This is a genomic window from Micromonospora sp. WMMC241 (assembly GCF_027460165.1).
In the GTDB taxonomy this organism is placed as follows: Bacteria; Actinomycetota; Actinomycetes; order Mycobacteriales; family Micromonosporaceae; genus Micromonospora; species Micromonospora humi.
Window position 1 is genome coordinate 4,253,138 of the sequence record NZ_JAPZBF010000001.1, and the last position, 23,010, is coordinate 4,276,147.

Genomic DNA, 23,010 nt, shown 5'->3' on the forward strand with positions numbered 1-23,010 from the left:
GGCGCGCCGGTGATCCCGGACACGGAACGGGTACGCGGCGGATGCGATCACCGGGTGGACGCGTTGGATCGTGCTGCCGGCCGAGGCGGAGATCCCGCGGCGGTGGAGAGGACGGCATGACCACGATGCAGGCGGGGCCCGTGACCGTTGCCGTGTCCCGGCGCGCCGACCCGGCGCGTACCGGGGAGATGGTGGCGTGGATGCGGGCCGGGACGGCGCTCGCGGAGAGCTTTCCCGGGTTCCTGGGCGCCGGCTTCGTCCGCAGCGCGCCCGGCTCCGGCGAGTGGCACGTGATGTACCGCTTCGCCGACGCGGAGACGCTGCACGGCTGGGAGGACTCGCCGCAGCGGCACTGGTGGCTGAGTTCGGCGCAGGGCATCGTCGAGCACACCCGGGTGGAGCGCCGCACCGGCATCGAGGGCTGGTTCGACCCACCGGTGGACCACGTGGTGGAGACGTTCGAGCCGGCCGCCCCGGCGGCGCCGCCGCGCTGGAAGCAGGCGGTCACCATCTGGCTGGCGTTCTTCCCGCTCAGCCTCACCGCCACGCTGCTGACCGCCCGGTTCGCCGCCGGTGTGCCGCTCGCCGGCCGGACGCTGCTGATGACGCTGGTGCTCACCCCGCTGATGACCTACCTGGTGCTGCCCCGGATCACCCGGGCGCTGCACTGGTGGCTGCACGGTCAGCCGGCGCCCTGGCGACGCTGACTGTCGCACGGTCATGTGAACGACAGGCGTCGATGCAAGAAATACGACACACCTCCCCTACCGGCGGTCCGGGCGCATAGGGTCGATCCACCCCTGCGTGCCGCCGGAGGTGAGGACCGCATGCCGCGACGGTGGATCGCCGCGCTCGCCTGCCTCGCGGCGCTTGTGGCGCTCGCCTGTGACGGCTCCGGCTCGGCGTCGCCCCGCCCCTCCGACACGCCCCGCCCCGGCGCCCCGCGGGTGCTGACCGCGCTCGGCGACTCGGTCAGCACCGGCTTCGGCTCCTGCCTGGTGCTGGTGAGCTGCGAACGCAACTCCTGGTCGACCGGGGACAGCCTGCGGGTGGAGAGCCTCTACCGCCGGCTGCGGGCGGACGCGCCGGCGCTGCGGGCGTACAACCGGGCGGTGCCCGGCGCCCGCGCGGCCGGGCTCACCGACCAGGCCCGGGCCGCGGTACGCGACAAGGCCGACCTGGTCACCGTGCTGGTCGGGGCGAACGACGTCTGCCGGAGCGACGTCGACACGATGACCCCTGTCGCCACGTTCCGCGACCAGGTCGACGCCGCGCTCACCGTGCTGCGCAAGGGCCGGCCCAAGGCCCGGGTGCTGGTGGTCAGCATCCCGGACCTGTACCGGCTCTGGGAGATCGGGCACACCGAGTCGCGCGCCGTGCGGGCCTGGAAGCGAGGCGTCTGCCCCGCGCTGCTGGCCGACGCCACGTCGACCGCGCCCGCCGCGGCGACGCGCCGGGCGCGCGTCAAGGAGCGGATCGAGGGGTACGACGACCAACTGCGCGCCGCCTGCCGGGCGTACGGGTCGCGGTGCCGCTGGGACGGCGGCGCGGTGCACCGTCACCGGTTCAGCCTGGACCAGGTGAACGCGCTGGACTGGTTCCATCCGAACGCGGCCGGTCAGGGCCGGCTGGCCGAGGTGGCCTGGAACGCCTCCGGCTGGGCTCGCGACTGAGCCCGGTCAGGGTTGGCGTGGGCCGGGGATCTGGCGAGGGCCGGCGGTGCGGTAGAGCGCGCGGGCCCGATCGGCCAGCTCCTTCGTGGCCGAGGAGTTGGCCCAGGTGCCGAGGATGATCGCCGCGCCGGGGACGACCTTGGCGAACATCCGCTTGGCGGCGCGCACCCCGGCCATCCGGGCCAGCCGGACGCCGAGCTGGAGCATCACCCGACCCAGCGCCCGGTCACCGGACGAACCGAACAGCGCTCCGGCCCGTTCCCGACCGGCGGCCACGCCCAGCGCCAGCCGGGCGGCCTCGGTGGCCTTGTGCACCCGCTGGAGCACCAGCAGGTCCGTCGCCCGGTCGGTGCTTGTCGGGTCGGCGCCGTAGGCGGCCGCCACGTGCAGCACCAACCGGGCCTGGGTCCAGGCCAGCACACCCACGTCGATCACCGCGCCGGGCAGCCCGGCGGCCCCGGAGACCGCGCCGGAGAGCCGGGCGTGGTTGACGAACTTGCGCACCGCCTGGTCGGCCAACTGCTCGGGCGGCGCGTCCGGGCGCTGAGCCCGCTCCCGGGCCGCCCACTGCGCGGCCTCCGGACCGAGCCGGCGCACCGCCTCCAGGGCCAGGTGCTCCGGAGCGTACTGCGGGTCCTCGCGCATCCGGTCCCACAGCGTGGCCGGGGGCCCTTCGGGCGCCTCGACCGGCGGGACCGGGGCGGCGGGAACGGTGGATTCCCCGTCGGTGGGGGCGGGGTCGGTCACGGGACGCTCCGGGGTTCGCGCGGTGGGGGTGGACGGGCTGGTCAGCGGCGGCGCGTCGAGGACAGGCGGGTGGCGATCTGCCGCAGCCGCTCCTGGTTCTGCGGCTTCGCCATCTCGCGCCGACCCCGGTCGACCAACTGCTGGCCGCGCGGCGACCGCAGGAAGGCAGTGATCCGTTGCATCAGCGACATGGCGTCCTCCAGTCCGCGGTTCCCTCATGTGTACCTGGAACCGGCAAGTCCCTGATACCCGAACCGGCGTTCCGGCAACCGTCCACTCCGCTCAGCCGAGGATCTCGGCCACCACCGTGCCGGCGTTCCACTCGTGCTGCGCGTACGCGTCCGGGAACGCGGAGATCTGCACCGCCTGGGCGGCGACGGAGAGCGGCAGGTCCTGCCAGCCGGGGATCTCCTCCAGCGCGGACAGGAACGCCTTGGTCGCGTACTCGGGGTCCATCAGCTCCTCGACGGTGCCCCAGCCGCTGCTCGGACGCTGCTGGAACAGCCCGACCGAGTCGTGGTCCCAGCCGATGGCCTGGTGCGGGTAGTTCTGCGACTCGGGCAGCACGCCGCTGGCGTAGTTGAGCAGCGTGCTCTCCTGCATCGCGGTGGCCACCGCGATGACCAGGGCGCGGCGTGGCACGCCCATCTCCTTGCCGGCTCGGACGATCTTGACGGCGTTGTCCATCTGGACGCGGTTCAGGCCGGCGACCGGAACGATCCGGCGTGGCTTCGGCCGGGGCTTGACCGTGGCCTTCGGCTTCGGCTTGGGCTTGGCGGTCGGGGACGGGCTGGCGCTGGGGGCGCTCGGGGTGGTCGGTGCGGTGCTGGGCCGGGCCAGGCTCCGCGAGGCGGCGTCGAGCGCCGCCCGCTCGGCGATCTCCGCCGCGGGGGCGGGGCGGGTGGCGCGGTCGGTGGTACCGAAGCCGAACTGACTGACGCCGACCAGGCCGAGGCAGCAGGCCGCGCCGGCGGCGACCACCAGCCTGGTGCGGCGGTTCATCGAGCCCCGCAGGCGGGTACGCGGGGTGCCGGTGCTCTCCGGCGAGGAAGCGGTTGTCCGGTCTGTCGAGGGGGTACCGTCTGCCTGGTCGATGGAGGGTGCATCGTCCGAACGGTCAGCCGGGCGGCCGGAGCCGTTCGGGTCGTCGAGGGTGCCGTCGTCACGCATCCGACGAGGCTAGACAGGGCAAACCGGGATCACCCAGGCCCAAAGGGTGGCCCTCGCCACAGTTCGCCCCACCGCAGCCGGACATCGCGGGAACCGACGACCCAGCACGGCGCCAACCTCGCGGAACGGTCGAACCTCCGGTCCGCCGTGCGGCCGGTCGGCCCGGGCAGGAACGTCGCAGCCGCTCCCCTCACAGTCGATGATCGATTAACTCACCCTTTCGGCCGACTCCGGATGGACCGTACGACCGGGGTGTGGCCGAATTGTGATCACCATCCGGGCACCGGACGGGTCCGTAACGGAATGGACCACGACCCCCGGTACGTTTGCCGAATCGGGGACGTCGTCGCACGACGCTCCCCGAACGCGTCCGACAGGGAGGACCCACCGGTGCTCGACCCACACGAGCTCTACGAACTCACCGACGAGCTGCCCGACCTCGGTCAGCCGGTGCTGATCCAGGCGCTCACCGGCTTCGTCGACGCGGGCAGCGCCACCCGGCTGGCCCGGGAGCAGCTGCTCACCTCGCTGGACGCCCGGACCATCGCCCGGTTCGACGTCGACCAGATGTTCGACTACCGCTCCCGCCGGCCGGTGATGACCTTCGTCGAGGACCACTGGGCCGAGTACGACGCCCCGGAACTCGAGCTGCACCTGCTGCACGACGACGACGAGACGCCCTTCCTCCTGCTCACCGGCCCCGAGCCGGATCTGCAGTGGGAACGCTTCGTGGCTGCCGTCGCCGGCCTGTCGGCCCGCCTGGACGTCCGGCTCACCGTCGGGCTCAACTCGATCCCGATGGCCGTGCCGCACACCCGGCCCAGCGGCGTCACCGCGCACGCCACCCGACCCGAGCTGATCGCCGGGCACGAGCCCTGGCTGCAGAAGGTGCAGGTACCGGCCAGCGTCGGGCACCTGCTGGAATACCGCCTCGGCGAGCAGGGGCGCGACGCCCTGGGCTTCGCCGCGCACGTGCCGCACTACGTCGCCCAGACCGAGTACCCGGCCGCCGCGGAGGCGCTGCTCGCCGCCGTGTCGAAGGGCACCGGCCTGCTTCTGCCGCGCGACGGCCTGCGCACCGCGGCCGAGGCCATCCGGGTCGAGATCGACCGCCAGGTCGCCCAGACCGAGGAGGCGGCCACGCTGGTCCAGGCGCTGGAGGAGCAGTACGACGCGTTCGCCCGCGGGCGCGGCGAGAAGAACCTGCTCGCCACCGAGACCGGCCCGCTGCCCACCGCCGACGAGCTCGGCGCCGAGCTGGAGCGTTTCCTCGCCGAGCAGACCCACCCGGGCGACACCCCGGAACGGTGAGCGGGCGGGGCCGACCGGGATGCGGCAGGCTGGAGGCATGCGCCTGGCGACCTGGAACGTCAACTCGGTGAAGGCCCGCCTCCCCCGGCTGCTCGACTGGCTGGCCACCACGAAGCCGGACGTCGTCTGCCTCCAGGAGACGAAGTGCCCGGACGGGGCGTTCCCGGTCGCCGAGGTGGGTGAGCTGGGCTACGAGGTGGCCAGCCACAGCGACGGCCGGTGGAACGGCGTGGCCGTGCTCTCCCGCGTCGGGCTGGCCGACGTGACGGTCGGATTCCCCGGCGAGCCCGGGTTCCCCGCTCCCGAGGCCCGCGCGATCGCCGCCACCTGCGACGGGGTCCGGGTCTGGTCGGTGTACGTGCCGAACGGCCGCGCCCCGGACGACCCGCACTACGCCTACAAGCTGGCCTGGTTCGCGGCGCTGCGCGACGCGCTGGAGGCGGAGGTGGCCGCCGGCCTCCCGCTCGCGGTCTGCGGCGACTTCAACGTGGCGCCGACCGACGCGGACGTCTGGGACCCGGCGCTGTTCGCCACCTCCACCCACGTCACGCCGGCCGAGCGCGCCGCCCTGGCCGCGCTGCGCGACCTCGGTCTGGAGGACGTGGTGCCCACCCCCATGAAGGGGCCGCACCCCTACACCTACTGGGACTACCGGGCCGGGATGTTCCACCAGAACAAGGGCATGCGGATCGACCTGGTGTACGCCACCGCGCCGATCGCCGGCGCGGTCCGCTCCGCGTACGTGGACCGGGAGGCCCGCAAGGGCAAGGGCCCCTCCGACCACGCGCCGATCGTGGTCGACGCCGACCTGGTGCCGGCCGTCGAGGCCCTCTGAGTCACCGTAGGGTGGACGGCATGGCAGTCGTGAAGATCAACGCGATCGACGTCCCGCCCGGTGCCGGCGAGGAGCTGGAGAAGCGGTTCGCGGCCCGGGCCGGCGCGGTGGAGAACTCCCCCGGCTTCCTCGGTTTCGAGCTGCTGCGCCCGATCGCCGGGGAGACCCGCTACTTCGTCTACACCCGCTGGGAGACCGAGGAGGCCTACCAGGCCTGGGCGCAGGGCTCCTCCCGGGCCGCGCACGCCTCGCCCGAGGGTGCCGAGCCTCGCCAGCCGGTGGCCACCGGCGCGACCCTCCTGGAGTTCGAGGTCGCCCTCCAGGTCCCCACTCCCACCTCCTGACCGCCTCGCTCGGCGGTCGCCCGGGCTCCCGGGCGTGTCGCGCCCGGCAGCAACGTTCCCTCAAGAGCGGTATACCTGAGCGTCATATTTATGACGCTCAGGTATACCGCTCGCAGATGCATCCTCTCTCCACCCGCGACACGCCCGAGGGTCACCGGGTCACCGGGTCACCGGGTCACCGGGTCACCGGGTCACCGGGTCACCGGGTCACCGGGTCACCGGGTCACCGGGTCACCGGGTCACCGGGTCACCGGGTCACCGGGTCACCGGGTCACCGGGTCACCGGGTCACCGGGTCACCGGGTCGATCATGAGGCTAGCCGGGCTGTCGTCCCTTTTGTCGCCCGTCAACTTCATGATCGACGGGTCGGTCAGGGTTTCTGGAGCATTATCGAGGCGTAGTGGGCGTAGCGCTCCAAGGCCCAGTCGAGTTGGCCGCAGGCATGCCGGTCGTGGCATTGCAGACAGCCGCCGGGCCGCCACGGCCGGTCGGCCGAGCGAGTCCAGTGGGCGTTGACAATCCGGTGTGCCTCGAAGATCTCGCGGGCCACCGAGCCCGAATCCGGCTCATCCATCGGCACTGGGAACACCCCCGACTCCGGAAACTGCTGCCACGGCCCCGGTCCACACGTCTGCCGAACGAAGGAACCTCGCCACACCCCGTCACCTTAGAGACCTTTAGTACCTAAAACAATGTTGGTCTTGAAGGCGTATCCCCTTCATGATCCGATGGGAAGCGCCGAACGAAGGACCTCCCATGCCCATACCCACGAGCGGCTACCGCGAGGTCGCCGAAGACCTGGCCACTCGCATCAAGAGCGGCGAATATCCGCCGGGCGAGCGACTGCCGACCTACAAGGAACTCGCCGACCTTTACAGCGTCAGCGTGACGACCGTGCAGCGGGCGATCATCATCCTCCAGGACCGAGGCCTGGTTGTCGGCCTTCAAGGGCGAGGTCTGTGGGTGGCTGAGGAGCTTCCGGCCTAGCGCCCGGGCCGGACGGTTCCTCGACGGATCAGCGCGTGCGGGTGTCGGCCAGGGAGGCGAAGACGATGACGTTGTCCTCGTAGCCGGTGCGACCGCCGAGCCACGTGCCGCCGCAGGTGATCAGCCGCAGTTCCGCAGGGCCGGAGTCGCCGTAGACCCGCGCGGCAGGCAGTTTCGCCTTGTCGAAGTACTCGACGCTGTCGACCTTGAAGGTCACCACGCTGCGGTCCGCCTTGGTCACCTGGATCCGCGCGCCCGGCTTGAGTTCGCGCAGCCGGTAGAACACGGCCGGCCCGCTCTTGGTGTCGACGTGACCCACGATGATCGCCCGGCCGGGCTCCCCCGGCACCGCGCCCCGGTTGTACCAGCCGGTCTGGTCGGTCTCGGTCAGCGGCGGCACGTCCACGGAACCGTCCCGCGCCTGACCGACCGGGGTGACCGGCGCGGCCACCTTGATGGTCGGCACCGACAGGCGGACCGGCAGGCTGGCCGGCGTCCGGGCCGGTGCGGCGGTCGAGGCCGGCGCGGGTGCCACCGCGCTCGACCCGGCCGAGGCGTCGGCGAAATCGAACGGCCCGGCCGTCCGGCCGAGCCCAGCCCCGACCGCGAACACGCCGAGCAGCACCAGCACCACGGCCATCGGTTTCGACCAGTGGCTCCGGCGACGGTCCCGCCCGGCCGGCGGGGCGGGAGGCGCCAGCGGTGGACCGGCCGGGGGCGGACCACCGGGCCGGGCCCGGACGGTCGGCGACGGTTGCCAGGGACGGGATGCGGCCGGCGGCGGCAGCCACGGCCGCGAGCCGGCGGGCGGCTCGTCGGTGGGCGGCGGACTCCACGGCTGGGAGGCGGTGGGCGGCTCGTCGGTGGGCGGCGGGCTCCACGGCTGGGAGGCGGTGGGCGGCTCGTCGGCAAGCGGCGGGTCGGGCGGCGGCAGACTCCACGGCTGGGAGCCGGTGGACGTCCCGGGCCCGGCGGACGGCCCCGCGCCGGCACGCGGGGCGGAAGAAGGGCGGTGGTCGGGACGAGGTCCCCCGGTGGCGGGCGGGGCGGCGGCCGGGCGGTGGTCGGGACGAGGTCCCCCGGTGGCGGGCGGGGCGGCGGGCGGGGGCAGGGCGAGGAAGGGCCAGCCGGAGCGCCGGGAGCCGGCGGGCGGCGGGGCGGAGTAGTCGGCCATGGGGTGCCTCAGCGCCGGGCGGCGCCGGAGTTGCGGCGGGAGGCGGCCACGCCGAACCCGGCACCGACCACGGTCAGCGCCAGCCCGACCGGCACCAGCAGGCCGCCGAGACCGGGGCCGGCGGTGCCGCCGAAGCCGGTGGCCGGGCCGCGGCTCGGAAAGTGGCTGGGCGGGTGGCTCGGCGGGCGGGTGGGCGGCGACCGCTTCACCACTTGGAGCATGGTGGAGGCGGTCTCCCCGCCCGGGCATTCCAGCTTGACCCGGTAGTTGCCGGGCCGGGTGCGCTCGTTGACCATCGGCGAGGCGGTGAGCAGGCCGCGTTGCGGCTGCACCTGGATCCGGCCGAAGGCGTCGGAGGCCACGATCGCCGGCACCGAGTTGTTGCGGCAACTGGCCCGGATGCCGACCAGGTAGCCCGGCTCCACCGTGCTCGGGGTGACCTCCACGAAGATCACGTCGGCCGGTGGCTGCTCCGGCACCGGCTCGACGGCGCCGGGCACCGGCTCGGCGGCGCGCGGCGCGGCCTGGACGGCCACCGCGCCGAGCAGCGGGGCGGCACACGCGGCAACCGCGGCCAGCAGCGCCGCACGTCCCCTGACTGACCCCATGACCCCTCCCGGCGTACGGGATGAATCCTCTCACCCCCGGCCGCACCTCACATCCGATCGGCGCGTCGGTCGCGTAGGCTCGGGTCGCTGTGACCACCACCGACGTCCCCACCGCCCGCATCCGCACCTTCCATCCGCGTCGCGGGCGGATGAGCGACCGGCAGCGCGACGCGTTGACCCGGCTCTGGCCCGCGTACGGCCTGGAGATCGCCGCCCTCGACGGGCCGTGCGATCCGACGGCGCTGTTCGGACGGCGGGCGCCGCTGGTGCTGGAGATCGGCTCCGGCATGGGCGACGCCACCGCCGCCATGGCGGCGGCCGACCCGAGCCGACACTATCTGGCGGTCGAGGTGCACACGCCGGGAATCGCCAACCTGCTGGAGCTGGTGGAACGGCACCGGCTGGACAACGTGCGGGTCGCCGAGGGCGATGCGTTGGACCTGGTGCGGGCCATGCCGGAGGGCTGCCTGGACGCGGTGCACGTCTACTTCCCGGACCCGTGGCCGAAGACCCGCCACCACAAGCGGCGGATCATCCAGCCGGCGCACGTGGCGTTGCTGCGCTCCCGCCTGGCCCCGGGCGGCACGCTGCACTGCGCCACCGACTGGGCCGAGTACGCGGTGTCGATGCGCGAGACGCTGACCGCCGACCCGGAGCTGGTGGACGTGCACGGCGGGTACGCGCCGCGGCCGCCGCACCGGCCGGTGACCAAGTTCGAGCGGCGCGCGGTCACCGCGGGCCGGGACGTCTTCGACCTGATCCACCGGCGGCGCTGAACCCGGTTGGCGCGGCGTGGTGTGATCCAGGCACGATGGGACCCGCCATGACTCTCACCGCCGCGCTGCCGAAGACCGCCGACCCCGACACCCTCTACGACGCGTTCGCCTCCTGGGCGTCCGAGCGCGGTCTCGACCTCTATCCGCACCAGGAGGAGGCGGTCATCGAGATCGTCTCCGGCGCGAACGTGATCATGAATACGCCGACCGGCTCCGGCAAGAGCCTGGTGGCGATCGCGGCGCACTTCGCGGCGCTGGCCGACGGCCGGACGAGCTTCTACACCGCGCCGATCAAGGCGCTGGTGTCGGAGAAGTTCTTCGCGCTCTGCGAGGTCTTCGGCGCGGAGAACGTCGGCATGCTCACCGGTGACGCCAGCGTCAACGCCGACGCCCCGATCATCTGCTGCACCGCCGAGATCCTGGCCAACCTGGCGCTGCGGGAGGGCCGCCGGGCCGACGTCGGCCAGGTGGTCATGGACGAGTTCCACTTCTACGCCGAGCCGGACCGCGGTTGGGCCTGGCAGGTGCCGATCATCGAGCTGCCGCAGGCCCAGTTCGTGCTGATGTCCGCCACGCTCGGCGACACCACCCGCTTCGTCGACGACCTGACCCGGCGCACCGGGCGGCCGACCGCCGTCGTCCGCTCGGCCGAGCGGCCGGTCCCGCTCCTCTTCTCGTACGCGACCACGCCGCTGCACGAGACCCTCGAAGAGCTGCTGGAGACCAAGCAGGCCCCGGTGTACGTGGTGCACTTCACCCAGGCCGCCGCGCTGGAACGGGCGCAGGCGCTGATGAGCGTGAACGTCTGCACCCGCGCCGAGAAGGACATGATCGCCCAGGCGATCGGCAACTTCCGGTTCACCTCCGGCTTCGGCAAGACGCTGTCCCGGCTGGTCCGGCACGGCATCGGCGTGCACCACGCCGGCATGCTCCCGAAGTACCGCCGGCTGGTGGAGACGCTCGCCCAGGCCGGCCTGCTCAAGGTCATCTGCGGCACCGACACGCTCGGCGTCGGCATCAACGTGCCCATCCGCACCGTGCTCTTCACCGGCCTGAGCAAGTACGACGGCATCCGCACCCGACTGCTCAAGGCCCGCGAGTTCCACCAGATCGCCGGCCGGGCCGGGCGGGCCGGCTTCGACACCATCGGCCGGGTCGTGGTGCAGGCGCCCGAGCATGTGATCGAGAACGAGAAGGCGCTCGCCAAGGCCGGCGACGACCCGAAGAAGCGCCGCAAGGTGGTCAAGAAGAAGCCGCCGGAGGGCTCCATCGGCTGGGGCGAGCCGACCTTCCAGCGCCTGGTCGAGGCCGAGCCGGAGCCGCTCACCTCCAGCTTCCAGGTCAGCCACTCGATGCTGCTCAACGTGATCGGCCGCCCCGGCGACGCGTTCGCCTCGATGCGGCACCTGCTCACCGACAACCACGAGGACCCGGCCGCCCAGCGCCGGCACATCCGCCGGGCCATCGCCATCTACCGGGCGCTGCGCGCCGGTGGCGTGGTCGAGGAGCTGCCCGAGCCGGACGAGACCGGCCGGCGGGTCCGCCTCACCGTCGACCTCCAGCTCGACTTCGCGCTCAACCAGCCGCTGTCGCCGCTCGCGCTGGCCGCCATCGAGCTGCTCGACCGGGACTCTCCGTCGTACGCGCTCGACGTGCTCAGCGTGATCGAGGCGATCCTGGACAACCCCCGGCAGATCCTCTCCGCGCAGCAGTTCAAGGCCCGCGGCGAGGCGGTCGCCGCGATGAAGGCCGAGGGCATCGAGTACGAGGCACGCCTGGAACTGCTCGACGAGGTGACCTGGCCGAAGCCGCTCGCCGAGCTGCTGACCGGCGCGTACGAGATGTACCGGCAGGGCCACCCGTGGGTCGCCGACCACGAGCTGGCCCCGAAGTCCGTGGTCCGGGACATGTACGAGCGGGCCATGACGTTCCCGGAGTACGTCCAGTTCTACGGGCTGTCCCGGTCCGAGGGCCTGGTGCTGCGCTATCTCGCCGACGCGTACAAGACGCTGCGGCAGACCGTGCCGGAGGACGCCAAGACCGAGGAGCTGGTCGACCTCATCGAGTGGCTGGGCGAGCTGGTCCGCCAGGTCGACTCCAGCCTGATCGACGAGTGGGAGCGGCTGCGCAACCCGTCCGACGTGGCCGAGGTCGCCGCCTCGCTGGACGACCGGCCGCCGGCGGTCACCCGCAACGCGCGGGCGTTCCGGGTGCTGGTGCGCAACGCGCTGTTCCGCCGGGTCGAGCTGGCCGCGCTGCGCCGCTGGGACCTGCTCGGCGAGCTGGACGCCGGGGACGGTTGGAACGCCGACGCGTGGGCCGACGCGCTGGAGCCGTACTTCGACGCGTACGACTCGATCGGGGTGGGACCGGACGCGCGCGGGCCGGCGCTGCTGATGATCGAGCAGGGCCGGGAGCGGTGGACCGTACGCCAGATCCTGGACGACCCGGACGGCGACCACGACTGGGGCATCAGCGCCGAGGTGGACCTGGCCGCCTCGGACGAGGTGGGCGCGGCGGTCATCAGGGTCACCGACGTCGGCCAGCTCTGATCTGATCCGGCTACACCGCGGGGGCGGGACCTGTCCGGTCCCGCCCCCGCGGTGTCACGCGGACGGTCGATCAGTCGCGCGGGGCCTGGAACGCCAGGCGCCGGCGACGGAACACGACGAACAGCACCGCGCCGATCGCGAGCACGGCGGCGCCCGTACCGGCCAGGGCCGCGGCCGGCGCGCCGGTGACCGGCAGGCCGCCGCCGGAACCGCCGTCGCCGCCGCCCGCGCCACCCTCATCGGTGGTGATGACGATGCGGGCGGTGTTGTTCTCCGGCTTCGACTCGGTGGAGGAGGTCGAACCGTTGACGACGATGGTGCCGTCGGTCCCCGGCGCCGACTTGATCTTCACCCGGACGCTGGTCTTGATCCGGCCGTAGCCCGACGCGACGCTCGGGAACTCGCTCTCGAAGTTGCACCGCAGCTTCGCCGACTCCGGCAGCGTCTTGCCCGGCTGGCCGTCGGTGTAGCACCACTCGTTGGGCAGCAGCACCGTGCCGCTCGGGGCGGTGATGATCACGCCGGGTCCACCGCCGTCGGACGGGCCGTTGTTGACCACCTCGTAGCCGAGTTCGACGGTCTGCCCGACCGCGCCCTTGACCGGCGGCGCGGTCACCGCGACGTCGAGCGTGTTCTTCTTGCTCCAGAACTGGAAGTCGGCGTAGTTGTCCGACTCGTCGAGTTCGCGCTCGACAACGGCGCGCTTGGCCAGGCCCGCGCGAACCGCCTTGGCGTGCAGCTTCTCGGCGGCGGCGGCGAACGACGGGCCGGAGCCCTTGGTCGACGCGACCTTCTTCGCCGCCTCCGCCTCGCCGGCCAGGGCGGTGCTGAAGGACGCCCAGTTCTCGTCCGGGCCGGGCAGGTTGCGGCCGAAGGTGATGTTGAACAGTGACGCGCCGGTCTCCTCGTCGAACAGCAGCAGGCCCTCGCCCGGCTTGAGGGTCAGCGGCACCGTGCAGGTGACCTGGCTCGGGCCGTAGACGTAGGGCAGGCCCACGTTCTTCGGGTAGTAGTTGACGTAGGTGCAGTCGCTGTAGCGCTCGACGAAGGTCGCGCCGGTGGGCAGGTCGACCCGGATCGTGAAGTCGGTCGCCGGGCTGTCGCCCTCGTTGAGGACGCCGCTGCGCAGCGGGACGCGGTCACCCTCGCCGACCGGGTGGGCGTTGTCGTTGAGGTCGTCGGCGGCGGCGACCAGGTCGGGGCCGGACGCGACGATCGTGACCGGGAAGGTGGTGGTGTCGTCGCCGGGGTTGGCGTCGTCCTGGGCACCGGCGATGGTCACGCTGACCGAACCGGCGTCGCCGGGCGTGGCGCCCGTGCGGCTGGCCAGCGACAGCGGGTAGATGGTGTCGACCTGGCCGGCAGCCAGCCGGCCGACGGTGCAGGTGACCTTCTCACCGGCGAGCTTGCAGGTGTCGTCCCAGTCGGACACCGAGGGGACGACGTCGGACGAGAGCTTGCTCAGGTCGAGCGTGACGGTCACCCCCGTCGCGTCGGCCTGACCGTAGTTGTACACGTACATGCCGATCGTGGTGCCGCTGTTGTCGATCTCCGCGACCGGGTCCCGGTCGAAGGAGACGAACAGGTCGGGCAGCTCGTCGGCGGCGTGCGCCGGGGCCGACGGGGCGAAGAGCGCGGTCGTCGCCAGCAGCGCCGCGCCGGCGGCGAGGCGGGGCCAGCGGGCCGTGAGGGATCTCATGGTTGCTCCGGAAGAGAGGGTTGGAAGATCGCACTCTAATTCAAGATCAGAAATGCGGGTGTCCCTCGAGGTCCGGCCTTCCTCAACCGTTCGGGCAATTCGGCGACGACGGCACCGCCTCCTCACGCGGTGCCGTCGGGTGGCACGAGTTCGTCGGTGTCTCGGTGCTCGCCGGAGGCCTGCACGATGCTCCGAGACGTTCTGCGCCATCCGCATACGCGGGCGCCTCCAGACCCTGGGCGTTGTCAGACCCGTCGATTAGAATGTATGTACTAAACGAGCTGTTGACCTGGGAGGATGCTCGTGACTGCGCCCACCTCCGCCGCCCCTGTCACCCCCTACGCCACGCTTCTCGGCTTCACCCGCTACGTGGACCGCACCGGCCCCACCAAGGCCACGTTCGTCGGCGGCCTGCGCCGTCAGCGGGCGAGCCGACACGGCTTCAACCCGCACGGCCAGTTCGTCAAGGCGCTCAAGGCCGACGTCGCGTTCCACACCGGCGGCACCCACCTGGCCCAGGTGGTCGACCTGGTCAAGCCGCGCTGGCGCCCGCTCTACGAGGCGCTCGTGCCCGGTGCGACCCGCTGGCTGCACTCACTCGGCGAGCCGGCCGGCGTCGACCTGGCCCAGGCCCGCGACGCCCTCGCGATGCTGGGCGACCTGCCCGTGAAGATCAACCCGCAGTTCGGCGTGCGCTTCGCCGACGGCCGGGCCGAGGCGATCCGGTTGCACTTCGACGAGGCGCCGCCGAGCGAGGAGGCCACCCTGGCCACGCTGCACCTGATGGCCCGGCACATGGACGCGGTGCTGCCGCACGCCGAGCCGGTTCTCGTCGACGTGCGGCGCGGCGAGGCGCACCGGATGCCTGCCGACGCCAAGCCCGAGCGGATCGAGCAGTGGCTGGCCGGCGAGGCAGCCGCGTTCCGCGCGATCTGGTCCACCGCCGCCTGACCCGACCGACCCGAACGGCCGTCCCCGATCGCCGGGGGCGGCCGTTCGGCCGTGTCGGACGGAGCGACCCTTCCGCCTCCGGCGTCCGGTTCCTCCTTTCGAGCGGTGTATGTGGGTCGGTGTCGGGAAGACCGCTGGCATGTCCGCCCGCAACCGCGCCAAGCTCACCGCGTTCGCCCTGCTCACCGTTGCCGCGTGGGGCGTCGGCCTGACCCCGCCCGCGGTCCTGGCGCTGGCCGCGCTCACCGCGCTGATCCCGCTCGCCGCCGCGCTGGAGCGTGACCCGGCCCCCGCGGTCCGTCCGGCGCGCCGGCACGAGCCCGCCTGATCCGGCCCGCGAGGAGCACCAGTGGTCACGAACGACCTGCCCGTCGCGCCCGCGCTGCCGACCGCCCGCGCCCGCGGCCGGCTCATCCTGCTCGGGCCGGCGTTCGTGGCCGCGGTCGCCTACGTCGACCCGGGCAACTTCGCCACCAACTCCACCGCCGGCGCCCGCTACGGCTACCTGCTGGTCTGGGTGGTGGTGGCGGCGAACCTGGCGGCCATGCTGGTGCAGTCGCTCACCGCCAAGCTCGGTCTGGCCACCGGGCGCAGCCTGCCCGAGCTGTGCCGGGAGCACCTGCCCCGGCCGCTCAACCGGGTGATGTGGGCGCAGGCCGAGCTGGTCGCGATGGCCACCGACCTGGCCGAGGTGATCGGTGGGGCGGTCGCCCTGCACCTGCTGTTCGGTGTGCCGCTGCTGCCCGGCGGCCTGATCATCGGCACCGCGGCGTTCGCCGTGCTGGCGCTGCGCGCCCGGGGCTTCCGGACGTTCGAGATCGCCATCACGGTGCTGCTCGGCGTGATCGTGCTGGCCTTCACGGTCAACCTGCTCACCGCCCGGCCGGACCTGCCGGCCGCCGCCGCCGGACTGCTCCCCCGGACGGCGGGCACCGACAGCATGCTGCTGGCCGCCGGCATCCTCGGCGCGACCGTCATGCCGCACGTGATCTACGTGCACTCCGCGCTCACCCCGAACCGCATCCCCACCAGCGGCGAGGCGGAACGACGGGTGGTGGCGAAAGGGCTGCGGCTGGACGTGCTGATCGCGCTCGGCGTCGCCGGCGCGGTCAACCTGGCCATGCTGCTGGTCGCCGCGTCCAGCTTCCACGGCAGTGGCATCCCGGGCACCGACACGCTGGAGGGCGTGCACGCCGGGCTCGCCGGCACGCTCGGTACGGTGGCGGCGGTCGGCTTCGCCGTCGCCCTGCTCCTGTCCGGCCTCGCCTCGACGAGCGTCGGCACGTACGCCGGCGAGATCATCATGCAGGGTTTCCTGCGCCGCCGGATCCCGCTGGTGGTGCGCCGGACGGTCACGCTGCTGCCGGCACTGGCGGTGCTGGCGGTCGGTGTCGACCCGACCCGGGCGCTGGTGCTGTCCCAGGTGGTGCTGAGCTTCGGCATTCCGTTCGCGCTGGTGCCGGTGGTGGCCTTCACCCGCCGCCGGGACCTGATGGGCAGCCTGGTCAACCATCGGGCCACCACCGCCGCCGCAGTGGCGGTCGCCGGCCTCGTGGTCGCGCTCAACGCGTTCCTGCTCTGGCAACTGGTGGCCTGAACACGGCCGCGCCCGCCCGGTCGGGGAGACCGGGCGGGCGCGGCGACAGCGCGACGGCTCAGGCGGCCAGGTACTTCGCCAGGTCGTCGAGGATCTTGTTGGCGGCCCCGACGCCGATGCCGGTCATCCACACCTCGTCGGAGACCACGTGCGCCTTGCCCGCCTTGACCGCGGACAGGCCCTTCCAGAGGCTGCCGGTGGTGACCTTCGCCTGCTCGGCGGCGGCCTTCTCGCCGTACGCGGTCACGAACACCACGTCGCCGTCGACCTCGTTGACCCGCTCGGCGCTGACCAGGTCGAAGCGCTTGTCCTCCTTGCCCTCCAGGCGCTGCCGCTCCGGGCGGCCCAGGCCGGTGTCGCCGACCACGATGCCGGAGAACGAGTCCGGGCCGTACACCCGGATGTTGCCCGGGATGAAGCGCACGATCGAGATCTTCCGGGCGTCCGCGTCGCCGAGCTTCGCGCCGAAGTCCTTCGCCCGCTTCTCGTACGCGGCCAGCAGGTCCTTGGCCTGCTGCTCCTTGCCGAGCGCGGCGCCGTCGAGGAGGAAGTTCTCCTTCCAGGTGACGCCGACCTTCTCGGTGAACACGGTCGGCGCGATGGCCGACAGCTCGTCGTAGAACTTCTCCTGGCGGAACTTGCTGCCCAGGATCAGGTCCGGCTTGAGCGCGTTGATCGCCTCCAGGTCGGGCTCGGTGAGCACGCCGACCTCGGTGATGCCGGTGAGCTTGTCCGCGCCGAAGTAGGTGGGCCAGCTCTTCGCTTCGCCGGCGGTGGCCGCGCCGACCGGGGTGACGCCCAGCGACAACGCGGTGTCGATCTTGTCGGTGTCGAGCACCACCACGCGCTTGGGCTCCGCGGGCACCTTGGTGGCGCCCATGGCGTGGGTGATCTCCCGGGTCTCCCCGGCGCCGGCGTCGGCGACCGGGTCGCTCTCCCCGCAGGCGGTGAGGCCGACGCCGAGGGCGAGGGCGGTGGTGAGTACGGCGGCGAGGCGACGCATCAGGTTCCTTTCCGTGGTGCGGGGTGTCAGCCGGCGCGCTCAGGCGTCGCCGACGGGGGCGCCGGCCGGGGCCGGCGTGCCGGCCGGAGCGGCCGAGGTCGGGGTCTTGCCGGCCGGGGCCGGGGTCTGGGTGCGGGCGGGCACCACCAGCGGGGCGCCGGTGACCGGGCAGGGCACGACCACGCAGTCGAGCCCGAAGACGTCGCGGACCAGGCCGGCGTCGAGGATCTCGCGCGGCGGACCGGCCGCGACCACCGCGCCGTCGCGCATGGCGACCAGGTGGTCGGCGTACCGGGCGGCCTGGTTGAGGTCGTGCAGCACGGCCACCACGGTCCGGCCCCGCTCGGCGCGCAGCCGGTGCAGCAGGTCCAGCACCTCCACCTGGTGGGCCAGGTCGAGGAAGGTGGTCGGCTCGTCGAGCAGCAGCGCGTCGGTGTCCTGGGCGAGGGTCATGGCGATCCACACCCGCTGGCGCTGCCCGCCGGAGAGCGTGTCCACCGCGCGGTCGGCCAGCCCGGTCACGTCGGCCAGCCGCATCGCCTCGTCGACGGCCCGGCCGTCCTCCGTCGACCACTGCCGCCACCACCGCTGGTAGGGCTGCCGACCGCGCCCGACCAGGTCGGCCACGGTGATCCCCTCGGGCACCAGCGGGCTCTGCGGCAGCACGCCGAGCCGCCGGGCCACGTCCCGGGTGGGCAGGTCGCGGATCTGCGCGCCGTCGAGCAGCACCGCGCCGCGGCGCGGGGTGAGCAGCCGGGCCATGGTGCGCAGCAGTGTCGACTTACCGCAGGCGTTCGGGCCGACGATCACGGTGAACGCGTCGGCCGGCAGGTCGAGTTCCAACCCGTCCAGCACGGTCCGGCCCTCGTAGCCGACGACCAGGTCGCGGGTGGACAGCAGCGCGGTCACGACCGCCTCCCTCGGGTGCGCAGCAGCACGAAGATCAGGTACGGGCCGCCGATGGCCGCGGTCAGCACGCCGGCCGGCAGCTGGGTGGGCGCGAACAGCCGGCGGCCGGCCAGGTCGGCGAGCACCAGCAGCAGCGCGCCCAGCAGCGCGGCGCACAGCATCGGCGGGCGCTCGGCCCGAACCAGCCGGCGGGCCACCTGCGGGGCGACCAGCGCCACGAAGTCCACGGCGCCGACCTGGGCGGTGACCGCGGCGGCGGCCAGCACGCCGGTGCCGGCCAGCCCGATCCGCCGGGCCACCGGGCGCAGCCCGATCCCGCGCGCGGTGTCGTCGTCCAGGGCGGAGCCGCGCAGCGCCCAGCCGGCCCAGAGCAGCACCGGCAGCAGCACGGCGAGCGTGCCGGCGATCCAGGCCGCCTCGGTCCACCCCTTGCCGGCGAGCGTGCCGATCAGCCAGAGCTGGGCGCGCAGGCCGTCGATCGGGTCGGCGGTGAGCATGACCACCTCGATCAGCGCCCGGAACGCGAACGCCACCGCCACGCCGGCCAGCACGAACCGCTGCGCGGCCAGCCCGTGCCGGGCGCCGAGTGCGAACACCAGGACGGCCGCGGCCAGACCGCCGAGCAGCGCCGCCGGCGCCACCAGCACCGCCGCCGCGCCGCTGGTCAGCGCGATGGTGGCGGCCAGCCCGGCGCCCTGGGTGACCCCGATGACGTCGGGGCTGGCCAGCGGGTTGCGGGCCACGCTCTGGATCAGCGTGCCGGCCACGCCGAACGCCGCGCCGGCCAGCGCCGCCAGCACCGCGCGGGGCAGCCGCAGGTCGCGCACCACCAGGTCGTACGGGGTGCCGGCACCGGAGAGCGACCGCAGCACGTCGACCGGCGCCACGTACGGCGTCCCCAGCGACAGGCTGACCACCACCGCCGCGAGCAGCAGCACCAGCAGCACCCCCGCCACCACGACCGGCCGCCACCGGAACGGCACCGCCACCGCCCCCACCCGCAGCAGCGCCTTCCCGGCGAGCGCCCCGCCCCGCCCCCCGCTGCGGCGATCTTGCACTTGTGGCCCTTCCAACGGGGCATTTGCCCGGTTCGCCGGGGCAGCAACTGCAAGATCGCGGGAGGTGGGGGTGGGGGTGGTCATGCGGTGACGACCTTGGCTCGGCGGACCAGGAGGGCGAGCAGGGGGGCGCCGAGCAGGGCGGTGACGATGCCGGCGGGGATCTCGCCGGGCGGGGCGACCAGGCGACCGGCGACGTCGGCGGCCAGCACCAGGGTGGGGCCGAGCAGCGCGGCGACCAGGAGCGCCCAGCGATGGTCGGCGCCGACCAGCGCCCGGGCCAGGTGCGGCACGGCCAGCCCGACGAACGCGATCGGGCCGGCGGCGGCCACCGCGGCGCCGGTGAGCAGCACGCCCCCGCCCCCGGCGGCCAGCCGGACCAGCGCGACCCGGTGCCCCAGGCCGCGGGCGACGTCGTCGCCGAGGGCGAGCGCGTCCAGCCCTCGGGCGGCGAGCGCGGCCAGCAGCACCCCGGCCAGCACGAACGGGAGCACCTGTCCGGCCACGCCCACGTCCCGGCCGGTGAGCCCGCCGACCACCCAGAAGCGATACTCCTCGAACGTGCGGGCGTCGATGCTGAGCAGCGCGTACACGATGGCACCGAGACCGGCGTCGAGGGCGGCGCCGACCAGCGCGAGGGTGACCGGGCTGGCGCCCTCGCGGGTGCGGTTGGCCACGGCGAAGGCCAGCATTCCGGCGAAGAGCGCACCGGCGATGCCGAACCAGACGTACCCGGCGAGCGTGCTCACGCCGAAGACGGCGATGGCCAGCACCACGCCGAACGACGCGCCGGCGCTGACGCCGAGGATGCGCGGCTCGGCCAGCGGGTTGCGGGTGACCGCCTGGAACAGCACCCCGGCCAGCGCGAGCGCGAGACCGACGACCAGCCCGAGGGCGGTACGCGGCACCCGCAGCTCCCGGACCACGGTGGTGGCGTCGCCGGCGTCCGGCGCGACGAGAGCGTGCCAGACCTGGTCGACCGGAAGGTGGCGGCTGCCCAACGCGAGGCTGGCGAGCAACGCCAGCACGAGCAGGAGCGCCGCCGCCGCGGTGACCGCCACGCGGCGGGGGGCGCCGCTGCGGGCGGGGGCGTCGGCCCGGGCGGGCCGGACGGCGACGGTGGTCACGGGGGTGTTCGCCTTCCGATTAGGTTCGCCTTACCTTAGCTGAACAGGTAAGGCACGCCTAACTCGGCGATGTCGATGCGCTTGCGCCTCCATCAGGGGGAGGCGGGAGGGTGGGCGGCATGGACGGTGCGGAGCGCTACGAGATCGGTGAGCTGGCCCGGCGGACCGGCGTGCCGGTGAAGACCATCCGGTTCTGGTCCGACCGGGGGATCGTGCCGCCGACCGACCGAGGCCCGAGCGGCCACCGTCGCTGGACCCCGGACGCGGTAGCTCGCGTCGATCTGGTGCGCACGCTGCGCGAGCTGGGGGTGGACCTGGCGACGGTGCGCCGGGTGCTGACTCGGGAGGTCACGCTGCCGGAGGTCGCCGCCGCGCACGCGGACGCGCTGGCCGCCCAGATCCGGGTGCTGCGCTCGCGCCGCGCGGTGCTGACCGTGATCGCCCGGCGCCGGTCCGCCCCGGCCGAGGCCGAGCTGCTGCACCGGTTGGCCGGACTGGCCGCGCGGGAGCGCCGGCGGCTGGTCGACGCGTTCCTCGACGAGGCCTTCACCGGCCTGGCCGACCAAGGGTTCGCGGGCATCCGCCGGTCGCTCACCCCGGAGCTGCCCGACGACGCCGACGACCGGCAGGTCGAGGCGTGGGTGGAGCTGGCCGAGCTGACCCTGGACCCGGCCTTCCGGGCCGGCCTGCGCCGGCTCGCCGAGCTGCACGCGGCCGACCGGGCGGGCGTCGAGGGCGTACGCCGGGACGCGGTCGCCGTGGTCCGGGAGGAGGTGGCCCCGGCGCTGGCCGCCGGCGTCGACCCGGCCTCGCCCCGCGCCGATCCGGTCCTGGCCCGGGCCGCGGCCCGCTACGCCGCTCTGTGCGGCCGGCCGGACGACGCCGCCCTTCGTGGACGCCTGCTCGACCGGCTGGCGGCCGCGCACGATCCCCGGCGGGAGCGGTACGAGAACCTGCTCGCCGTGGTGAACGGGTGGCCGCCGGCCGAGAGCCTCGCGCCGGTGCTGGACTGGGCGATCCGCGCGTTGCGCGCCCGACCGGCGGGCTGACGCGGCGGGTCACTCCGCGCCCATCACCAGGCCCTCGATGGTGTGCTTCTGCCGGATCGGCACCAGCGTGTCCACCACCGGGCAGCGCAGGTGGTCGCGGGCCAGATCCGGCAGGGCGTCCCGGTAGGGGCGGGTCACCGCCAGGTCGTGGTGCGCCGCGTTGCCCGCGCCCGGCGCGTCCACGCCGAGCACCAGCACCGGCCGGGCCCGGTCGCTGACGTTCGGGGTGCCCCGGTGGACGGTGAGCGCGGAACGGGCCGAGATGTCGCCGCGCTTCGGATACTTGCGCACGGCGCGGTCCTGGTAACGGGGGTACCGGTCCTTCGGTGGGAACATCTCGTGGTCGAAGCCGCGCCCGTCGTCCCACTGGGTGCCCGGGGCGATCTCGAACGGGCCCATCTCCTCGACCGTGTCGACGGTGGTGAGGTTGAACGCCAGCGAGGTGAGCCGGCGCCGCAGCCGGGTCTCCTCGGGCATCGGGAAGTCCCGGTGCCACGGCTGCATGGCCGCGCCGGGGAACGGGATGTCGAAGCCCAGCTCGACGATCTCGTAGTCGGGGCCGAGCACGGCCCGGCACACCGACACCACCCAGGGATGGGTGACCAGGTCGACGAAGCCGCGCAGCTGCTCGGGGTGGATCTCGACGTACCACCGCTCGGGACCGCGGCCGACCGCCCCGTCGGGGCGGGAGCGGGCCTCCCGGAACGCCGCGTCGACGTCCTCGCCGACCCGCGCGACCCAGTCCACGTCGAAGGCGGCCCGGCAGGCGGTGATGCCGTCGCGGTAGAGGTCCCCGAGGGCCTCGACCGGGGTCTCGTCGTCCGGCGCGGGGTAGGGAGTCATCGGGCCTCCTGAGTACGGGACCCGAGTATTACAACGTTGGAAAGCGGCCGCAAGGCCTGGCGTCAGTCCTCCGCGGACTGGCGGCTCCCGGGCACCACGGGCAGCGGCCACACCCCGGTGCGCGGGCCGGCCGGCACCTCGACCTGGTGGTCCGACCAGACGTACGTCTCGGGCAGCAGGTCGGCCACCGGCACGGCGCGCAGCCCGTCCGGCGGCCCGACGATCACCCGGATCGAGGGGAAGTAGTCGAGCAGCACCTGCCGGCAGCGGCCGCAGGGCGGGATGACGCCCCGACCCCGGTCCCCCACCGCGACGATCGACTCCAGCTCGCCGGCGCCCTGGGTGGCGGCGGCACCGACGGCCACCACCTCGGCGCACGGGCCACCGGTGAAGTGGTAGACGTTCACGCCGCTGAACACCCGCCCGTCGGTGCTGCGCACGGCCGCCGCGACGGTGTGGTTCTCACTGCGGCAGCGAAGCTTGGCGACGGCGGTGGCGGCCTGCACGAGCGCCCTGTCGGTGTCCCGCATGATCATCCCCGTCCTCGTCGACCTCGTCGGCGGCAACTTTATCCGGGCCGGACGCCCCGACCGGCGA

Annotated in this window: 25 protein-coding genes; 12 read left to right on the top strand and 13 right to left on the bottom strand. The window is 73.7% G+C overall.

Going from position 1 to position 23,010, the window contains the following annotated elements; all coding sequences use genetic code 11:
- Nucleotides 1-116 precede the first annotated feature (116 nt).
- A complete protein-coding gene (locus O7598_RS19165; RefSeq protein ID WP_091067624.1) occupies nucleotides 117-707 on the top strand; it encodes an antibiotic biosynthesis monooxygenase in 591 nt (196 codons plus the stop codon).
- A gap of 120 nt (nucleotides 708-827) precedes the next feature.
- Nucleotides 828-1,673, top strand: coding sequence for a GDSL-type esterase/lipase family protein (locus tag O7598_RS19170; protein ID WP_269692693.1), 846 nt, complete (start codon nucleotides 828-830; stop codon nucleotides 1,671-1,673).
- A 6-nt stretch (nucleotides 1,674-1,679) separates the two neighbouring features.
- Here O7598_RS19170 and O7598_RS19175 read toward each other — a convergent pair whose 3' ends face one another.
- The 3 genes from O7598_RS19175 to O7598_RS19185 all read right to left on the bottom strand — a co-directional run bounded on the left by O7598_RS19175 (nucleotide 1,680) and on the right by O7598_RS19185 (nucleotide 3,590).
- The gene (locus O7598_RS19175) at nucleotides 1,680-2,420 is read right to left on the bottom strand and encodes an EcsC family protein (protein ID WP_269692694.1); all 741 of its coding nucleotides are present in this window, start codon (nucleotides 2,418-2,420) and stop codon (nucleotides 1,680-1,682) included.
- A 41-nt stretch (nucleotides 2,421-2,461) separates the two neighbouring features.
- Nucleotides 2,462-2,611, bottom strand: a complete 150-nt coding sequence (locus O7598_RS19180; RefSeq protein ID WP_269692695.1) for a hypothetical protein — start codon at nucleotides 2,609-2,611, stop codon at nucleotides 2,462-2,464.
- A gap of 91 nt (nucleotides 2,612-2,702) precedes the next feature.
- Nucleotides 2,703-3,590 (bottom strand): peptidase M23, encoded by an 888-nt coding sequence (locus tag O7598_RS19185; RefSeq protein ID WP_269692696.1) that lies wholly within the window; start codon nucleotides 3,588-3,590, stop codon nucleotides 2,703-2,705.
- 390 nt (nucleotides 3,591-3,980) lie between these two features.
- Here O7598_RS19185 and O7598_RS19190 point away from each other — a divergent pair, with 390 nt between their 5' ends.
- The 3 genes from O7598_RS19190 to O7598_RS19200 are packed head-to-tail and all read left to right on the top strand — an operon-like array spanning nucleotide 3,981 to nucleotide 6,080.
- The gene (locus tag O7598_RS19190) at nucleotides 3,981-4,901 is read left to right on the top strand and encodes a proteasome assembly chaperone family protein (protein ID WP_269692697.1); all 921 of its coding nucleotides are present in this window, start codon (nucleotides 3,981-3,983) and stop codon (nucleotides 4,899-4,901) included.
- Nucleotides 4,902-4,938: 37 nt separating this feature from the next.
- A complete protein-coding gene (locus O7598_RS19195; RefSeq protein WP_269692698.1) occupies nucleotides 4,939-5,736 on the top strand; it encodes an exodeoxyribonuclease III in 798 nt (265 codons plus the stop codon).
- A gap of 20 nt (nucleotides 5,737-5,756) precedes the next feature.
- A complete protein-coding gene (locus O7598_RS19200; protein ID WP_269692699.1) occupies nucleotides 5,757-6,080 on the top strand; it encodes an antibiotic biosynthesis monooxygenase family protein in 324 nt (107 codons plus the stop codon).
- A gap of 370 nt (nucleotides 6,081-6,450) precedes the next feature.
- Here O7598_RS19200 and O7598_RS19205 read toward each other — a convergent pair whose 3' ends face one another.
- On the bottom strand, nucleotides 6,451-6,660 hold the full coding sequence (locus O7598_RS19205; RefSeq protein ID WP_269692700.1) for a hypothetical protein: 210 nt from the start codon (nucleotides 6,658-6,660) through the stop codon (nucleotides 6,451-6,453).
- A gap of 176 nt (nucleotides 6,661-6,836) precedes the next feature.
- Here O7598_RS19205 and O7598_RS19210 point away from each other — a divergent pair, with 176 nt between their 5' ends.
- Nucleotides 6,837-7,067, top strand: a complete 231-nt coding sequence (locus O7598_RS19210; RefSeq protein ID WP_269692701.1) for a winged helix-turn-helix domain-containing protein — start codon at nucleotides 6,837-6,839, stop codon at nucleotides 7,065-7,067.
- A 28-nt stretch (nucleotides 7,068-7,095) separates the two neighbouring features.
- Here O7598_RS19210 and O7598_RS19215 read toward each other — a convergent pair whose 3' ends face one another.
- Both O7598_RS19215 and O7598_RS19220 read right to left on the bottom strand, forming a co-directional pair.
- On the bottom strand, nucleotides 7,096-7,707 hold the full coding sequence (locus tag O7598_RS19215; RefSeq protein ID WP_269692702.1) for a class F sortase: 612 nt from the start codon (nucleotides 7,705-7,707) through the stop codon (nucleotides 7,096-7,098).
- A 542-nt stretch (nucleotides 7,708-8,249) separates the two neighbouring features.
- Nucleotides 8,250-8,849 (bottom strand): hypothetical protein, encoded by a 600-nt coding sequence (locus O7598_RS19220; RefSeq protein ID WP_269692703.1) that lies wholly within the window; start codon nucleotides 8,847-8,849, stop codon nucleotides 8,250-8,252.
- Between the two features lie 89 nt (nucleotides 8,850-8,938).
- Here O7598_RS19220 and trmB point away from each other — a divergent pair, with 89 nt between their 5' ends.
- Entirely contained in the window at nucleotides 8,939-9,625 is a 687-nt protein-coding gene (gene trmB, locus O7598_RS19225; RefSeq protein ID WP_442929871.1) for a tRNA (guanosine(46)-N7)-methyltransferase TrmB, read from the top strand.
- A gap of 47 nt (nucleotides 9,626-9,672) precedes the next feature.
- Nucleotides 9,673-12,177, top strand: coding sequence for a DEAD/DEAH box helicase (locus tag O7598_RS19230; RefSeq protein ID WP_269692704.1), 2,505 nt, complete (start codon nucleotides 9,673-9,675; stop codon nucleotides 12,175-12,177).
- A 70-nt stretch (nucleotides 12,178-12,247) separates the two neighbouring features.
- Here the strand turns inward: O7598_RS19230 and O7598_RS19235 are convergent, their stop codons facing one another.
- The gene (locus O7598_RS19235) at nucleotides 12,248-13,876 is read right to left on the bottom strand and encodes a peptidase (protein WP_269692705.1); all 1,629 of its coding nucleotides are present in this window, start codon (nucleotides 13,874-13,876) and stop codon (nucleotides 12,248-12,250) included.
- Between the two features lie 303 nt (nucleotides 13,877-14,179).
- Here O7598_RS19235 and O7598_RS19240 point away from each other — a divergent pair, with 303 nt between their 5' ends.
- The 3 genes from O7598_RS19240 to O7598_RS19250 all read left to right on the top strand — a co-directional run bounded on the left by O7598_RS19240 (nucleotide 14,180) and on the right by O7598_RS19250 (nucleotide 16,424).
- Nucleotides 14,180-14,827: a hypothetical protein gene (locus O7598_RS19240; RefSeq protein WP_269692706.1), complete on the top strand. Its 648-nt coding sequence runs from the start codon at nucleotides 14,180-14,182 to the stop codon at nucleotides 14,825-14,827.
- 139 nt (nucleotides 14,828-14,966) lie between these two features.
- Nucleotides 14,967-15,155, top strand: coding sequence for a hypothetical protein (locus O7598_RS19245; RefSeq protein ID WP_269692707.1), 189 nt, complete (start codon nucleotides 14,967-14,969; stop codon nucleotides 15,153-15,155).
- 21 nt (nucleotides 15,156-15,176) lie between these two features.
- The gene (locus O7598_RS19250) at nucleotides 15,177-16,424 is read left to right on the top strand and encodes an Nramp family divalent metal transporter (protein WP_269692708.1); all 1,248 of its coding nucleotides are present in this window, start codon (nucleotides 15,177-15,179) and stop codon (nucleotides 16,422-16,424) included.
- A 58-nt stretch (nucleotides 16,425-16,482) separates the two neighbouring features.
- Here O7598_RS19250 and O7598_RS19255 read toward each other — a convergent pair whose 3' ends face one another.
- The 4 genes from O7598_RS19255 to O7598_RS19270 all read right to left on the bottom strand — a co-directional run bounded on the left by O7598_RS19255 (nucleotide 16,483) and on the right by O7598_RS19270 (nucleotide 20,521).
- On the bottom strand, nucleotides 16,483-17,427 hold the full coding sequence (locus tag O7598_RS19255; RefSeq protein ID WP_269692709.1) for an ABC transporter substrate-binding protein: 945 nt from the start codon (nucleotides 17,425-17,427) through the stop codon (nucleotides 16,483-16,485).
- Nucleotides 17,428-17,466: 39 nt separating this feature from the next.
- Nucleotides 17,467-18,336: an ABC transporter ATP-binding protein gene (locus O7598_RS19260; RefSeq protein ID WP_269692710.1), complete on the bottom strand. Its 870-nt coding sequence runs from the start codon at nucleotides 18,334-18,336 to the stop codon at nucleotides 17,467-17,469.
- On the bottom strand, nucleotides 18,333-19,394 hold the full coding sequence (locus O7598_RS19265; protein ID WP_269692711.1) for a FecCD family ABC transporter permease: 1,062 nt from the start codon (nucleotides 19,392-19,394) through the stop codon (nucleotides 18,333-18,335). Before O7598_RS19265 ends, O7598_RS19260 begins: the two co-directional genes overlap by 4 nt.
- Nucleotides 19,395-19,474: 80 nt before the next feature.
- A complete protein-coding gene (locus O7598_RS19270) occupies nucleotides 19,475-20,521 on the bottom strand; it encodes a FecCD family ABC transporter permease (RefSeq protein WP_269692712.1) in 1,047 nt (348 codons plus the stop codon).
- A 119-nt stretch (nucleotides 20,522-20,640) separates the two neighbouring features.
- Here O7598_RS19270 and O7598_RS19275 point away from each other — a divergent pair, with 119 nt between their 5' ends.
- Nucleotides 20,641-21,570, top strand: coding sequence for a MerR family transcriptional regulator (locus O7598_RS19275; RefSeq protein ID WP_269692713.1), 930 nt, complete (start codon nucleotides 20,641-20,643; stop codon nucleotides 21,568-21,570).
- A gap of 9 nt (nucleotides 21,571-21,579) precedes the next feature.
- Here O7598_RS19275 and O7598_RS19280 read toward each other — a convergent pair whose 3' ends face one another.
- Entirely contained in the window at nucleotides 21,580-22,413 is an 834-nt protein-coding gene (locus O7598_RS19280) for a phytanoyl-CoA dioxygenase family protein (RefSeq protein WP_269692714.1), read from the bottom strand.
- Between the two features lie 62 nt (nucleotides 22,414-22,475).
- Complete coding sequence (locus O7598_RS19285; RefSeq protein ID WP_269692715.1) at nucleotides 22,476-22,943, bottom strand: cytidine deaminase; 468 nt, start codon at nucleotides 22,941-22,943, stop codon at nucleotides 22,476-22,478.
- Nucleotides 22,944-23,010 lie beyond the last annotated feature (67 nt).

What these genes read in the sequence shown, in the direction of transcription:
- O7598_RS19165 (WP_091067624.1), top strand. Translation starts at nt 117, where the DNA reads ATGACCACGATGCAGGCGGGGCCCGTGACCGTTGCCGTGTCCCGGCGC.
- O7598_RS19170 (WP_269692693.1), top strand. Translation starts at nt 828, where the DNA reads ATGCCGCGACGGTGGATCGCCGCGCTCGCCTGCCTCGCGGCGCTTGTG.
- O7598_RS19180 (WP_269692695.1), bottom strand. Translation starts at nt 2,611, where the DNA reads ATGTCGCTGATGCAACGGATCACTGCCTTCCTGCGGTCGCCGCGCGGC.
- O7598_RS19185 (WP_269692696.1), bottom strand. Translation starts at nt 3,590, where the DNA reads ATGCGTGACGACGGCACCCTCGACGACCCGAACGGCTCCGGCCGCCCG.
- O7598_RS19195 (WP_269692698.1), top strand. Translation starts at nt 4,939, where the DNA reads ATGCGCCTGGCGACCTGGAACGTCAACTCGGTGAAGGCCCGCCTCCCC.
- O7598_RS19200 (WP_269692699.1), top strand. Translation starts at nt 5,757, where the DNA reads ATGGCAGTCGTGAAGATCAACGCGATCGACGTCCCGCCCGGTGCCGGC.
- O7598_RS19210 (WP_269692701.1), top strand. Translation starts at nt 6,837, where the DNA reads ATGCCCATACCCACGAGCGGCTACCGCGAGGTCGCCGAAGACCTGGCC.
- O7598_RS19215 (WP_269692702.1), bottom strand. Translation starts at nt 7,707, where the DNA reads ATGGCCGTGGTGCTGGTGCTGCTCGGCGTGTTCGCGGTCGGGGCTGGG.
- O7598_RS19220 (WP_269692703.1), bottom strand. Translation starts at nt 8,849, where the DNA reads ATGGGGTCAGTCAGGGGACGTGCGGCGCTGCTGGCCGCGGTTGCCGCG.
- O7598_RS19230 (WP_269692704.1), top strand. Translation starts at nt 9,673, where the DNA reads ATGACTCTCACCGCCGCGCTGCCGAAGACCGCCGACCCCGACACCCTC.
- O7598_RS19235 (WP_269692705.1), bottom strand. Translation starts at nt 13,876, where the DNA reads ATGAGATCCCTCACGGCCCGCTGGCCCCGCCTCGCCGCCGGCGCGGCG.
- O7598_RS19245 (WP_269692707.1), top strand. Translation starts at nt 14,967, where the DNA reads ATGTCCGCCCGCAACCGCGCCAAGCTCACCGCGTTCGCCCTGCTCACC.
- O7598_RS19255 (WP_269692709.1), bottom strand. Translation starts at nt 17,427, where the DNA reads ATGCGTCGCCTCGCCGCCGTACTCACCACCGCCCTCGCCCTCGGCGTC.
- O7598_RS19275 (WP_269692713.1), top strand. Translation starts at nt 20,641, where the DNA reads ATGGACGGTGCGGAGCGCTACGAGATCGGTGAGCTGGCCCGGCGGACC.
- O7598_RS19280 (WP_269692714.1), bottom strand. Translation starts at nt 22,413, where the DNA reads ATGACTCCCTACCCCGCGCCGGACGACGAGACCCCGGTCGAGGCCCTC.
- O7598_RS19285 (WP_269692715.1), bottom strand. Translation starts at nt 22,943, where the DNA reads ATGCGGGACACCGACAGGGCGCTCGTGCAGGCCGCCACCGCCGTCGCC.